Source organism: Fretibacter rubidus, assembly GCF_041429785.1.
Taxonomy (GTDB): domain Bacteria; phylum Pseudomonadota; class Alphaproteobacteria; order Caulobacterales; family Maricaulaceae; genus Fretibacter; species Fretibacter rubidus.
The window spans coordinates 897,519-911,389 of sequence record NZ_CP163423.1; the positions used below are offsets into that span (position 1 = coordinate 897,519).

The 13,871-nt window shown below is 51.4% G+C and carries 9 protein-coding genes and 3 tRNA genes; all 12 read left to right on the top strand.

The window, feature by feature from the left end:
- Positions 1-218: 218 nt before the first annotated feature.
- Positions 219-304, top strand: a tRNA-Tyr gene (locus tag AB6B37_RS04235).
- 23 nt (positions 305-327) lie between these two features.
- Positions 328-401: transfer RNA gene (locus AB6B37_RS04240), tRNA-Gly, on the top strand.
- Between the two features lie 135 nt (positions 402-536).
- Positions 537-1,712 (top strand): elongation factor Tu, encoded by a 1,176-nt coding sequence (tuf, locus tag AB6B37_RS04245; RefSeq protein WP_371397659.1) that lies wholly within the window; start codon positions 537-539, stop codon positions 1,710-1,712.
- Between the two features lie 56 nt (positions 1,713-1,768).
- Positions 1,769-1,844 (top strand) — tRNA-Trp (locus AB6B37_RS04250).
- 159 nt (positions 1,845-2,003) lie between these two features.
- On the top strand, positions 2,004-2,204 hold the full coding sequence (secE, locus tag AB6B37_RS04255; protein WP_371398408.1) for a preprotein translocase subunit SecE: 201 nt from the start codon (positions 2,004-2,006) through the stop codon (positions 2,202-2,204).
- A gap of 3 nt (positions 2,205-2,207) precedes the next feature.
- On the top strand, positions 2,208-2,741 hold the full coding sequence (gene nusG / locus AB6B37_RS04260) for a transcription termination/antitermination protein NusG (RefSeq protein WP_371397660.1): 534 nt from the start codon (positions 2,208-2,210) through the stop codon (positions 2,739-2,741).
- 118 nt (positions 2,742-2,859) lie between these two features.
- Positions 2,860-3,288 carry a 50S ribosomal protein L11 gene (gene rplK, locus AB6B37_RS04265; RefSeq protein WP_371397661.1) on the top strand — a complete coding sequence of 143 codons (429 nt, stop codon included), beginning with the start codon at positions 2,860-2,862 and terminating at the stop codon, positions 3,286-3,288.
- 4 nt (positions 3,289-3,292) lie between these two features.
- Positions 3,293-3,985 carry a 50S ribosomal protein L1 gene (gene rplA / locus AB6B37_RS04270; RefSeq protein ID WP_371397662.1) on the top strand — a complete coding sequence of 231 codons (693 nt, stop codon included), beginning with the start codon at positions 3,293-3,295 and terminating at the stop codon, positions 3,983-3,985.
- A 322-nt stretch (positions 3,986-4,307) separates the two neighbouring features.
- Complete coding sequence (gene rplJ / locus AB6B37_RS04275) at positions 4,308-4,823, top strand: 50S ribosomal protein L10 (protein ID WP_371397663.1); 516 nt, start codon at positions 4,308-4,310, stop codon at positions 4,821-4,823.
- Between the two features lie 55 nt (positions 4,824-4,878).
- The gene (gene rplL, locus AB6B37_RS04280) at positions 4,879-5,247 is read left to right on the top strand and encodes a 50S ribosomal protein L7/L12 (RefSeq protein ID WP_371397664.1); all 369 of its coding nucleotides are present in this window, start codon (positions 4,879-4,881) and stop codon (positions 5,245-5,247) included.
- Positions 5,248-5,409: 162 nt separating this feature from the next.
- Positions 5,410-9,489: a DNA-directed RNA polymerase subunit beta gene (gene rpoB, locus AB6B37_RS04285; RefSeq protein ID WP_371397665.1), complete on the top strand. Its 4,080-nt coding sequence runs from the start codon at positions 5,410-5,412 to the stop codon at positions 9,487-9,489.
- A 120-nt stretch (positions 9,490-9,609) separates the two neighbouring features.
- Complete coding sequence (gene rpoC / locus AB6B37_RS04290; RefSeq protein ID WP_371397666.1) at positions 9,610-13,791, top strand: DNA-directed RNA polymerase subunit beta'; 4,182 nt, start codon at positions 9,610-9,612, stop codon at positions 13,789-13,791.
- Positions 13,792-13,871: the final 80 nt, after the last annotated feature.

Below are 13,871 nucleotides of genomic sequence, written 5' to 3' on the forward strand. Positions count from 1 at the left end.
GGGGTGCTTTCACCGCCCATTCGGCTGTTTTTGACTGATTTTCTTTGCTTTGGGGTATTGCGCGTTTCTTTGGACATCTCTATAGACGCCCTTCAATACGGACGCATTCTCTGTTTATGGTGAACTTAATTCTTGGTTGCCCCTATACAGAGGATTTTTTGTTGGAGGCAACACAATAGTTATATAAGCGAGGTTTTGCCTCAAATATATGATTTTATGGAGGGGTGGCCGAGTGGTTAAAGGCGTCAGACTGTAAATCTGATCACGTATGTGTACATTGGTTCGAATCCAATCCCCTCCACCACCTTCAACACAAAAGTCAACGCAGCGGGCGTTGTGTAGTGGTAAGACCTCAGCCTTCCAAGCTGATGACGCGAGTTCGATTCTCGCCGCCCGCTCCAAAATTCCCCGTAAGGGGCCGCCCTGTATAAGGGTAAACAGGCGCCCTTGCATTAGGGTTATTATTCCCCACTTACGGGGTAGAGTTTAAACCGGCGGTTGGATTTTATCCGGGCCACAACATGTGAGAAGTAGACATGGCAAAAGAGAAGTTTGAGCGGAATAAGCCGCATGCGAATATCGGCACGATTGGTCACGTTGACCATGGTAAGACGACGCTGACGGCGGCGATCACGAAGTATTTCGGTGATTTCAAAGCCTATGATCAGATTGACGGCGCGCCAGAAGAAAAAGCCCGCGGTATTACTATTTCAACGGCCCACGTTGAATATGAAACGGACGCGCGTCACTACGCCCACGTCGATTGTCCCGGTCACGCTGACTATGTTAAGAACATGATTACAGGTGCGGCCCAAATGGACGGCGCGATCTTGGTTGTTAACGCAGCGGACGGCCCGATGCCACAAACACGCGAGCACATCTTGCTAGCGCGCCAGGTTGGTGTGCCAGCCCTTGTTGTTTATATGAACAAAGTTGACCAGGTCGACGACGAAGAGCTTCTAGAGCTTGTTGAGATGGAAATCCGTGAGCTTCTAAGCTCTTACGACTTCCCAGGTGACGACATTCCTGTGATTTCAGGCTCTGCTTTGGCGGCGATGAATGGTGAAAATCCAGAGATCGGCGAAGAATCAATCAAAAAGCTGATGGCCGCTGTTGATGAATATATCCCGCAGCCAGAGCGCGCTGTTGACGGCGCCTTCTTGATGCCGATTGAGGATGTGTTCTCTATCTCTGGTCGCGGTACTGTTGTGACGGGCCGTGTTGAGCGTGGTATTGTTAAAGTTGGCGACGAGATTGAAATCGTGGGCATCAAGGACACACAGAAAACGACCTGTACCGGTGTTGAAATGTTCCGCAAGCTGCTCGATAGCGGTGAGGCGGGTGATAACATCGGCGCACTTATCCGCGGTATCGACCGCGAGAGCGTTGAGCGTGGCCAAGTGCTTTGTAAGCCAGGCTCTGTTAAGCCGCACAGCAAGTTTACAGGCGAAGCCTATATCCTGACCAAGGAAGAGGGTGGCCGTCACACGCCGTTCTTTAACAACTACCGTCCACAGTTCTACTTCCGTACAACAGACGTGACGGGTGTTGTGACCTTGAACGAAGGCACAGAAATGGTGATGCCTGGTGATAATGTGAACATCAATGTCGAGCTTATCGTGCCAATCGCGATGGAAGAAAAGCTCCGCTTTGCGATCCGCGAAGGCGGCCGCACAGTCGGCGCCGGCGTTGTGGCAAAAATCACGGATTAATCTGTAGGTTCCATAGCAGGTCCGGGACCCGGGCCTGTCACCCAAGAGGGACGCTTAGAGGTGTAGCTCAGTTGGTAGAGCATCGGTCTCCAAAACCGAGGGTCGGGGGTTCGAGTCCCTCCGCCTCTGCCAGTCTCTTCTTACAGTCTCCTCTTGCCCTTTAGTGGGTCTTATTATAGACGCGGGTTTCGAATTTTCGAACCCCGCGTTTTGGAGTTTTGATAAATGGCCAAAAAGCCAAAGAATAAAGCGAAAGCCGCCGCCCCAGTGGAGCCTGTGCAGCCATCTGCCATGATCCCAAAGGTCGGACCGGTCAAATATGTCGCGCAAGTACGCCAAGAAGGCCGCAAGGTTGTCTGGCCGACACGCCGCGAAACCGTTGTGACAACAATCATGGTGCTAATCATGACGGTGTTGCTGGGGGCGTTTTTCTTTGTGGTTGATTCAATTCTGTCGACAGTTGTGCAGTTTATTATTGGGTTAGGGGGCTAAATCATGGCAGCCAGATGGTATATCGTTCAGGCCTACTCTAACTTTGAGAAGCATGTTCAGCGCGCGATTGAGCGTGAGGCCGAAGAAAAAGGCCTCACCGAGTTGTTCGAGGAAATCCTCGTGCCAACCGAGAGCTATGTTGAGGTTCGCAAAGGCCGCAAAATCGAAAGCGAACGCAAGTTTTTCCCGGGTTATGTGCTGGTTAAGGTCGATCTGACTGACCAAGCCTATCACTTGATTAAAAACACACCAAAAGTCACAGGGTTTTTGGGTAGCCAGACAAAGCCAATGCCTGTCTCTGATAAAGAGGTTGAGCGTATTGTGGGCCGCATTAACGACGCCGTTGATGCGCCGCGTCCGATGATTACCTTTGAAATCGGTGAAACGGTTAAAGTGGTCGACGGTTCTTTTGCCTCCTTTAACGGGACTGTTGAGAGCGTCGATGAGGAACATGCACGTCTTAACGTGTTGATTAATATTTTCGGTCGGGCAACCCCGGTCGAGCTAGAATATACGCAGGTCGAAAAGCAGAGCTAATCGACCCGTATGAAGCGTTTGTGGGAGAGGTTTGGTAAGTCCATCAACCCTCGCACCACGAACACCACCCCTAGGCCCGCTTTGCGGGGTTAGATAAACGCCAAAATGGAGTGGACCCATGGCAAAGAAAATCACGGGCTTTATCAAGCTCACAATCCCGGCGCAAAACGCCACACCCGCCCCGCCTCTCGGCCCTGCATTGGGTCAGCGCGGCGTGAACATCATGGAATTTACAAAGGCCTTTAATGCCCGCACAGAAAGCATTGAGCGCGGCGTGCCAACACCGACAATCATCACGGTGTTTGGTGACAAGTCCTTTACATTTGTCACAAAGACAGCGCCTGCCTCTTATTACTTGAAGAAGGCGGCCAATGTGAAATCTGGATCTAATAATCCTGGCCGCGAAGTGGCTGCGACTGTGACAATGGCGCAGTGCCGTGAGATTGCAGAAATGAAGATGGTTGATCTGTCAGCCAATGATCTGGACCAAGGTGCGAAGATCATCGCTGGTTCCGCCCGGTCTATGGGCTTTGAGGTGACGGAGTAGTATCATGGCAAAATCAGGAAAACGTATGGCAGCTGCAAACGCTGCTTTTGACAAAAAAGTTGACCACACGGTCGACGCTGCTGTCAAAATCATCAAAGATAACTCCAAAGTGAAATTCGACGAAACTGTTGAAATCGCTATCAATTTGGGCGTCGATCCACGCCACGCTGACCAAATGGTTCGCGGTGTGTGTAATCTGCCTAATGGGACTGGCCGTTCGGTTCGTGTCGCTGTCTTTGCAAAAGACGCCAAAGCGGATGAAGCGCGCGCTGCGGGTGCTGATGTTGTTGGTGCCGAAGACCTTATGGAGCAAATTCAAGCGGGCGATATGCCGTTTGAGCGCGTTATCGCGACGCCAGACATGATGCCGCTTGTCGGTCGTTTGGGTAAAGTCTTGGGCCCTAAGGGGATGATGCCTAACCCCAAGGTTGGGACTGTGACAATGGACGTCGCTAAAGCTGTTGGCGATGCCAAAGGCGGTGCCGTAGAATTCCGCGCCGAGAAAACAGGTATTGTCCACGCTGGTGTTGGTAAGGTGAGCTTTACGCAAGATAAGCTGGCTGAGAACGTCAATGCCTTCATCGATTCAATTCGCAAGGCGCGCCCATCCGGTGCCAAAGGCGTTTATGTCAAGCGTATCACGCTGACGTCCACAATGGGCCCAGGTGTGAAAATCGATACATCAACAGGCGCATAGCCCGTTGAGTTAAAGAATTTGGCGTTGCCAATGCGGCGCTAAGTGCCCAAGGACTGTTCATTTTCGTGAGCGGTCTTTGGTCTGTCCAAGACCACCGGTGTTTGCAGTGTCTAACTGCGGGCATAATTCCGGCGCAGACAGAGTGAGTGCTGATATTTTTTTCGTTTCTGATTAATCTCAGAGGCGGTGATGTCGGTTCGAGCCCTGTTAATCCCTTCACGGGGGACAGAAAACCGTCGCTTTCCATTTGGGTATTCCATCTGGAGGGGGGCACTTTGGAAGAAGGTCGCATGGTGTGACCTTCACTAACAGGGAGACCGCAATGGATCGTAATGAAAAAGCGGAAATGGTAAAAGTGCTGGAAGGCATTTTTGACAGTTCCGGATCCGTGGTTATGGCAGAATACTCTGGCATGACTGTTGCGGAAATGACGGACCTGCGTGCCAAGCTCAGAGAGCAAGGCGCAACGATCCGTGTTGTTAAAAACCGTCTCGCTAAAATCGCGTTGAAAGGCCGTCCAGCAGAAGCTGCCGGTTCTAAATTTGTCGGACCCGTAGCAATTGCCTACGCCGAAGACATGATCAGCGCGCCGAAAGTGACTGTAGACTTTGCCAAAGAAAGCGATGCTTTCAACATTATTGGCGGGTTTATGGGTGAGGAAGTCTTTGATGAAGCCGGCATTGTCGTCTTGTCAAAACTACCATCACGCGACGAACTTATTGGTATGGCTGCTGGGCGTTTGCTTGGTCAGGCATCTCAAGTGGCTCAGCGTCTTATGTCGCCTGGCTCGGCTTTGTCCGGCGCCATCAAGGTGATCGAAGAACAAGCTGCGGCGTAAGTTGACAACACACATTCTCGCAAACTCGAACTGACTTTAATTAAAGGAAACTAAAATGGCTGATGTAAAAAAGCTAGCTGATGAGCTGATGGGTCTAACCATTCTCGAAGCAAAAGAACTAAACGACATTCTGGAAGAAAACGGCATTAAAGCGGCAGCCGCCGTTGCTGTTGCTGGTCCTGCTGCTGAAGGCGGCGCGGCTGCTGAAGCTCAGACAGAATTTGATGTTATCTTGGCGTCATTCGGCGACAAGAAAATCAACGTCATTAAAGAAGTCCGCGGCATCACAGGTCTTGGCCTGAAAGAAGCTAAAGACCTCGTCGAAGGCGCGCCTAAGGCCGTCAAAGAAGGCGTGACAAAAGAAGAAGCAGACGCAATGAAAGCCACGCTCGAAGCGGCTGGCGCGACTGTCGAAATCAAATAGTATGTTTGTCCGGCGTGGGTAACTGCGCCGGACACTCTTGCTCGTCTCGTTTCGAGCCTAAACAAACGGGTCCTGACGGTGCTTTCAGGTTAAAAGCCCAAGAATTTGTAACGATGGTGGGCTGATCACCCAGTCATCGATAAAAGCGGAAAGGTGTCTTTAATGTCGCTTTCATTCACAGGTAAAAAACGTATTCGCAAAAGCTTTGGCCGCATTCCGGAAGTCGTCCGTATGCCAAACCTTATCGAAGTTCAAAAAAGCTCTTATAACCAGTTCTTGCAAAAAGATTTGGTGAAAGAAGACCGCGGTGACAATGGCTTGAACGGAACATTCCGCTCTGTCTTCCCCGTGCGCGATTTCAGTGACCGTGCGGTCTTGGAATATGTCAGCTTTGAGTTCGAGCCCCCGAAATTTGACGAAGAAGAGTGTCAGCAGCGCGATATTACATTCGCAGCGCCGCTCAAGGTTAAAATGCGTCTCGTGGTGTTTGATATTGATGACGACACAGGTGCCCGCAGCGTCAAAGACATCAAAGAACAAGACGTCTATATGGGCGATATCCCGTTGATGACGGATAAAGGTACTTTTATTATCAACGGTACAGAACGCGTGATTGTGTCACAAATGCACCGATCACCCGGCGTGTTTTTCGACCATGATAAAGGCAAGGGCCATAGCTCTGGCAAGTTCTTATTCTCAGCCCGTATTATTCCCTACCGTGGGTCGTGGCTTGATTTTGAATTTGATGCCAAAGACGTGCTTTACGCCCGTATTGACCGCCGCCGTAAATTGCCAGCGACGACTGTGCTCTATGCGCTGGGCATGTCCAAAGAGGAAATTCTGGCACAGTTTTATAATGCGATCGATTATAAATTTGATAAGAAAAAAGGTGGCTGGACTCTGCCGTTTAATGCCGATGATTATCGGGGTGCTAAGCTGCAAGCTGATCTTATCGACGCGAAATCTGGCGAAGTGGCCGCGCAAGCCGGTCGCAAGCTCACAAAACGCGGCGCGAAGAAACTCGCGGATGACGGCTTGAAAACCATCCTCATTACGAATGAAGATTTGGCCGAGCGTTACGCAGCCGAAGACATCGTCAATACCTCCACAGGCCAGATTTACGCCGAAGCAGGTGACGAGCTCACGCCAGAAAATATCGAGCTGATTATCGAAGCGGGCATCAAAGAGCTGTCTGTTCTGAACATCGATAACATCAATGTCGGGCCGTATATCCGCACAACATTGGCTGCTGATAAAAACGAGAGCCGTGACGGCGCGCTTGTTGATATTTACCGCGTGATGCGTCCAGGCGAGCCGCCAACACCAGAGGCCGCCGAAGCGCTGTTTGAGAGCCTTTTCTTTGACCAAGAGCGTTACGACCTGTCCGCTGTTGGACGCGTGAAAATGAACATGCGTCTTGATTTGGACGCTTCTGACGAAGAACGCGTGCTCCGCCGCGAAGATTTGCTGGCTGTCGTTGACACATTGGTGAAGCTAAAAGACGGCATTGGCTCTGTTGATGATATTGATAACCTGGGGAACCGCCGCGTGCGTTCTGTCGGTGAATTGATGGAAAACCAATACCGTATTGGTCTTTTGCGGATGGAACGCGCCATTAAAGAACGCATGTCATCTGTCGATATTGAAACAGTAATGCCGCATGATTTGATTAACGCAAAGCCAGCGGCTGCCGTCGTGCGCGAGTTCTTTGGGTCATCACAATTGTCACAATTTATGGACCAAACAAACCCGCTGTCAGAGATTACGCATAAGCGTCGCCTCTCTGCATTGGGGCCAGGGGGTCTAACGCGTGAACGTGCGGGCTTTGAGGTTCGCGATGTTCACCCAACGCACTACGGTCGGATTTGCCCGATTGAAACGCCAGAAGGTCCGAACATTGGTCTGATTAACTCGCTTGCCACACATGCGCGGGTGAACAAATACGGCTTCATCGAAAGCCCGTACCGCAAGATTGTCAACGGCAAGCTGACGGACGAAGTCGTCTATGTCTCCGCTATGGAAGAAGCCCGCTATTCAGTGGCCCAAGCCAATGCCGCGATTACAGATAAAGGCGAGCTGGCCGATGAATTTGTAACGTGTCGCGTCAACGGCGAAGTGACGCCTGTGGCTCGCGAAGATGTGGACTTCATTGACGTTAGCCCTAAACAGCTTGTCTCTGTTGCGGCGGCGTTGATTCCGTTCCTAGAGAATGATGATGCGAACCGCGCCCTTATGGGATCAAACATGATGCGCCAGGCTGTGCCGCTTCTAAAGGCCGAAGCGCCTTTGGTCGGTACAGGTATGGAATCTGTTGTGGCGCTTGATTCGGGCGCGACTGTTGCGGCCAAACGCACAGGTATCGTCGAGCAAGTCGACGCGACCCGTATTGTTATCCGTGCGACGAAGGAAACAGATTTGAAAAAATCTGGCGTTGATATCTATAACCTTTTGAAATTCCAGCGCTCTAACCAGTCGACCTGTATTAACCAGCGTCCATTGGTGCGTGTGGGTGATGAAGTAAAAGTCGGCGATATTATTGCCGATGGCCCGTCAACAGACCTCGGCGAGTTGGCCCTCGGCCGTAACGTGCTGGTCGCGTTTATGCCCTGGAATGGCTATAACTTCGAGGATTCAATCCTCATCTCCGAACGCATCGTGACTGATGATGTTTACACATCTGTCCACCTGGAAGAATTCTCTGTCATGGCCCGCGATACAAAGCTTGGGCCAGAGGAAATCACGCGTGATATTCCCAATGTCGGCGAAGAAGCGCTCCGTAATCTTGACGAAGCCGGTATCGTGGCTGTGGGTGCCGAAGTGCACTCTGGCGATATCCTTGTCGGTAAAGTCACGCCAAAAGGCGAAAGCCCGATGACACCCGAAGAGAAGCTCCTGCGGGCTATCTTTGGTGAAAAATCATCCGACGTGCGCGATACATCTTTGAAACTGCCGCCCGGTGCGTCCGGTACGGTCGTCGAAGTGCGCGTGTTTAACCGTCACGGCGTTGATAAAGACGAACGCGCGATGCAAATCGAGCGTGAAGAGATTGAGAGCCTTGGTAAAGACCGTGATGACGAGCTATCTATTCTAGAGCGTTCTATTTACGGTAACGTGCAGCGTGTGCTTATCGGTAAGACAGCCGTCTCTGGCCCGCGCGGTTTCCGCAAAGGCCCAATTACGAAAGAAACGCTCTCTGAGGTACCAAAATCTGATTGGTGGCGCATTGGTCTTGATGACGAGAAAACAATTGGCGAGCTAGAAGCGCTTAAAGAGCAATATGACAGCTCCAAAGCCCGTCTTGATGCGCGTTTTGAAGACAAAGTCGACAAGCTACAGCGCGGTGACGAATTGCCGCCAGGCGTGATGAAAATGGTCAAAGTTTTCGTCGCGGTGAAGCGTAAGCTTCAGCCTGGTGATAAAATGGCGGGTCGTCACGGTAACAAGGGTGTTATCTCCAAGATTAACCCTGTTGAAGATATGCCGTTCCTGCCCAATGGTCGTGCCGTTGATATCGTGCTTAATCCGCTAGGCGTGCCGTCGCGGATGAACGTCGGTCAGATCTTAGAGACCCATATGGGTTGGGCTTGCTCTGGTATTGGCGAGATGATCAATGAGGCGCTGAAAAACTATCATGCAGATGGTAAGATTGCCGCACTGAAAGATACGCTTGTCCATGCTTATGGTGAAGACGAAGAACTGCCGAAAAAAGAGGCAGAGCTTGTTGAGCTTGCGGGCAATTTGACTAATGGTGTGCCGATTGCAACGCCCGTCTTTGACGGTGCACGCGAACCTGATATCGTGAAGATGCTGCAAAAAGCAGGTTTTGCCGATAGCGGTCAAGTGACATTGCATGATGGTCGTACGGGCGAGAAGTTTACGCGCCCTGTCACCGTTGGTTTCAAATATCTATTGAAACTGCACCACTTGGTTGATGACAAAATCCACGCCCGTTCAATTGGACCGTACTCACTCGTCACGCAGCAACCGCTGGGTGGTAAAGCGCAGTTCGGTGGACAGCGCTTTGGTGAGATGGAAGTCTGGGCCTTGGAGGCTTACGGTGCGGCTTACACGCTACAAGAAATGCTGACGGTGAAGTCAGATGACGTGGCGGGCCGGACGAAAGTTTATGAGTCCATTGTGCGCGGCGATGACGCGTTCGAGGCTGGTATTCCAGAGAGCTTTAACGTGCTGATCAAAGAGATCCGCTCATTGGGCCTCAATATCGAACTGACGAACGGTTAAGACATAGGTCAGGGGCTTGACGCCCCTGTTACACTGTCAATGTGACTCTATTCTGAGTCGAAAGAATTAATGGTCAAATGGGGGACGCTCCAAACGACCGAACATCGAGAGGAAAACGTTATGAACCAAGAGGTCATGAACATTTTCAACCCTGCGCAAGAAGGCCCAACCTTCGACCGTATCCGCATTTCACTCGCATCACCTGAGAAAATCCTCAGCTGGTCATTTGGTGAGATTCGCAAGCCTGAGACCATAAATTACCGTACGTTCAAGCCTGAAAAAGACGGCCTGTTTTGTGCGCGTATCTTTGGCCCTGTCAAAGATTACGAATGTCTCTGCGGTAAATATAAGCGCATGAAATATAAGGGCGTCGTTTGCGAAAAATGCGGCGTAGAAGTCACGGTTACCCGCGTTCGCCGCGAACGTATGGGCCATATCGAGCTTGCCGCACCGTGCGCGCATATCTGGTTCCTAAAATCACTGCCGTCGCGTATTTCAACCATGCTGGATATGCAGCTGAAAATCGTTGAGCGTGTGCTTTATTTTGAAAGCTACGTCGTCACAGAGCCAGGCCTGACCTCGCTTGAAGAACGCCAGACGCTGACAGAAGAAGAATATATCGACGCGCAAGCCGAATTTGGCGAAGACAGCTTTACCGCAGGTATCGGCGCCGAAGCCATTCGCGAAATGCTGATGAACCTTGACCTTGAGGCCGAGATTGAGCGCGTGCGCTTTGATATGACCGAAACAGGATCAGAGCTGAAGCTGAAAAAATACGCCAAGCGTCTGAAACTGCTAGAGAGCTTTGTCGCCTCTGGTAACCGTCCAGAGTGGATGGTCCTGACAATTGTGCCGGTTATCCCGCCAGAGCTGCGCCCGCTCGTGCCGCTGGATGGGGGTCGTTTTGCGACGTCTGATCTAAACGATCTATACCGCCGCGTGATTAACCGTAACAACCGCCTGAAGCGCCTGATCGAGCTTCGCGCACCAGACATCATCATTCGTAATGAAAAGCGTATGTTGCAAGAATCTGTTGACGCGCTGTTTGATAATGGTCGTCGCGGTCGCGTGATCACAGGGGCCAATAAACGCCCTCTGAAATCTATGTCAGATATGCTTAAGGGTAAGCAGGGCCGTTTCCGTCAAAACTTGCTCGGTAAGCGCGTTGACTACTCTGGTCGTTCCGTGATTGTGGTTGGCCCAGAGCTAAAACTGCATGAATGTGGTCTGCCCAAGAAAATGGCGCTGGAACTCTTCAAGCCGTTTATCTATTCGCGCCTTGATGCCAAAGGTCTATCGGGGACTGTTAAACAGTCCAAGAAGCTGGTCGAAAAAGAGCGTCCCGAGGTTTGGGATATCCTTGACGAGGTTATCCGCGAGCACCCTGTGCTGCTTAACCGTGCGCCAACGCTTCACCGTTTGGGTATCCAAGCGTTTGAACCCAAGCTGACTGAAGGTAAAGCCATTCGCTTGCACCCGCTTGTCTGTGCGGCCTTTAACGCTGACTTTGATGGTGACCAAATGGCCGTTCACGTGCCGCTGTCTATCGAAGCACAGCTTGAAGCGCGCGTGCTTATGATGTCGACAAACAACATCCTATCGCCTGCCAATGGTCGTCCGATTATTGTGCCGTCACAGGATATTGTGCTGGGTCTATATTACATGTCCCTGATGCGCGATAATGAGAAAGGCGAGGGCATGATGTTTGCCTCTATGGCCGAGGTCGAAGCTGCGCTGGACGCGGGCATGGTGTCTGTGCATTCCAAAGTCATTGGCCGGTTCCCGGTCACACATGACGACGGCAGCACAACATGGGAAACTGCCGAGACATCGCCGGGCCGCTTAAAGATCGCAGAATATCTGCCGCGTCACCCGCTGATTAAATATGACGAGATTAACAAGACGCTGACCAAGAAAGAAATTGGGAAGCTGATTGACGTTGTCTACCGCCATGCGGGTCAAAAGGCGACGGTCATCTTTGCTGATAAAATCATGGGCCTTGGTTTCCGCGAAGCCGCCAAAGCCGGTATCTCGTTTGGTAAAGACGATATGATTATCCCAGCCGAGAAGAAAATCGAGGTTGATAAGACCCAGCAAATGGTGTCGGATTTTGAACAGCAATATGCAGATGGTCTGATTACCAAAGGCGAGAAATATAACAAAGTCGTCGATGCATGGTCAAAGTGTACGGACAAAGTGGCGGACGCCATGATGAACGAAGCGGCCAAAGACCGTAAACTGATTAACTCTGTCTTTATGATGGCGGATTCAGGCGCGCGTGGTTCTAAAAACCAGATGAAACAGCTGGCGGGTATGCGCGGCCTTATGGCCAAGCCGTCGGGTGAGATTATCGAGACACCGATTACGGCCAACTTTAAAGAAGGCCTATCGGTTCTGGATTACTTTAACTCCACCCACGGTGCGCGTAAGGGTCTTGCTGATACAGCGCTTAAAACGGCGAACTCGGGTTATCTGACCCGTCGTCTGGTGGACGTCGCGCAAGACTGTATCGTCACAGAGCAAGATTGCGGCACGGACCAAGGTATCGAACTCGCCCCTGTTGTTGACGGTGGTGACATTGTTGTGTCCCTCGGTGAGCGTATGCTGGGCCGGACCACAGCCGAAGACCTGCACGATCCGCGTAATGGCGAACTGCTATATCCTGCCAATACTTATATTGACGAAGACCTGGCGGCAGAAATTGATGCCTCTGGTGCGCAAAACGCACGTGTGCGCTCTGCGCTGACGTGTGAGACACGCTACGGTATTTGTGCGACCTGTTACGGTCGTGATTTGGCGCGCGGTACCAAAGTCAATATGGGCGAAGCAGTCGGTGTTATCGCCGCGCAGTCCATTGGCGAACCGGGCACACAGCTGACCATGCGGACATTCCACATTGGCGGTACAGCGTCTGTGTCAGACAAATCTGTCATTGAATCGTCTAACGAAGGTAAAGCCGTCTATGAGGACGCCAATTTTGTGAAAGACAAAACAGGCGCCTTCATCGTCATGGGTCGTAACATGCTCATTAAAGTCGTCGATAAAGACGGCAAAGAGCTTGAGACGCATAAGGTCAGCTACGGCACACGTGTCGCGGTTGAGGACGGATCAAAGGTCACGCGCGGTCAGAAATTGGCCGAATGGGATCCATATGCAACGCCGATTATCACCGAAGTCGGTGGTAAAGTTGCGACGCTTGATATGATCGAAGGTGTCTCTGCCCGCGAAGAAACGGACGAAGAAACCGGTATTAGCTCTAAGGTCGTGATTGACTGGCGTGCTTCTGCTAAGGGTGCTGAAATTCAGCCTGTGGCGGTTATCCAAGATAAAGACGGCGAACCCGTCAAGCTTGGCTCTGGCAATATTGCCCGTTACATGCTTGCCGTTGGTGCGGTTATGTCCGTTAATGATGGCGACATGGTTGAACCTGGTGACGTGGTTGCGCGTATCCCTAAAGGCGGTGCGACACAGCGTGATATTACAGGTGGTCTGCCGCGCGTTGCGGAATTGTTCGAAGCGCGCCGTCCAAAAGATGACGCGATTATCGCTGATATCGACGGCAAGATTGAATTTACGCGCGATTATAAAAACAAGCGTAAGATTACAATCCTACCTGATGACGAAAGCGCAGAGCCAACATCATTCCTGATTGCCAAAGGTAAGCATATGCTTGTCCAAGATGGCGATAAGGTCAAAAAAGGTGACTATCTGCTCGACGGTAATCCAGCGCCGCATGACATCCTACAAATTATGGGTGTCGAAGCATTGGCGGAATATCTCGTTGACGAAGTGCAAGGCGTTTACCGTCTGCAAGGCGTGCCGATTAACGACAAACATATCGAAGTTATCGTGCGTCAAATGCTGCAAAAAGTCGAAGTCGTTGACCCAGCGGATACAACGCTGATCCGCGGTGAACAGATGGACAAAATTGAGTTTGAAAAAACCAATGAAGCCCTGTTTGAACGTGATAAAAATGCCCGCATGGCGACCAGCACCCCTGTGCTGCTCGGTATTACCAAGGCATCGTTGCAAACGCGCAGCTTTATCTCCGCAGCGTCATTCCAAGAGACCACACGTGTCCTGACCGAGGCATCTGTCTCTGGTAAGGAAGACATGCTCGAAGGTCTGAAGGAAAACGTGATCGTGGGTCGCCTGATCCCAGCGGGTACAGGTTCGAACCTGCGTCAGTACCAAAAGGTCGCGAACGAGCGTGACAAAGTCGTCATCGCCGAACGCGCTGCCGCCGCCCCAACGCTGGAAGAGTTCCCAGCGGAGTTGGACGGAGACGCCGCTGCTGAATAGGTGCAGTTGGTATAGAATTAAGAAAGCCGCTCTGGGGACAGGGCGGCTTTTTTTTTTGGGGGCGCTACTTCCTTACCTGT

Coding starts and splice junctions, on each gene's coding strand:
- rplA (WP_371397662.1), top strand. CDS start 3,293: ATGGCAAAATCAGGAAAACGTATGGCAGCTGCAAACGCTGCTTTTGAC.
- rplK (WP_371397661.1), top strand. CDS start 2,860: ATGGCAAAGAAAATCACGGGCTTTATCAAGCTCACAATCCCGGCGCAA.
- nusG (WP_371397660.1), top strand. CDS start 2,208: ATGGCAGCCAGATGGTATATCGTTCAGGCCTACTCTAACTTTGAGAAG.
- tuf (WP_371397659.1), top strand. CDS start 537: ATGGCAAAAGAGAAGTTTGAGCGGAATAAGCCGCATGCGAATATCGGC.
- rplJ (WP_371397663.1), top strand. CDS start 4,308: ATGGATCGTAATGAAAAAGCGGAAATGGTAAAAGTGCTGGAAGGCATT.
- rpoC (WP_371397666.1), top strand. CDS start 9,610: ATGAACCAAGAGGTCATGAACATTTTCAACCCTGCGCAAGAAGGCCCA.
- secE (WP_371398408.1), top strand. CDS start 2,004: ATGATCCCAAAGGTCGGACCGGTCAAATATGTCGCGCAAGTACGCCAA.
- rpoB (WP_371397665.1), top strand. CDS start 5,410: ATGTCGCTTTCATTCACAGGTAAAAAACGTATTCGCAAAAGCTTTGGC.
- rplL (WP_371397664.1), top strand. CDS start 4,879: ATGGCTGATGTAAAAAAGCTAGCTGATGAGCTGATGGGTCTAACCATT.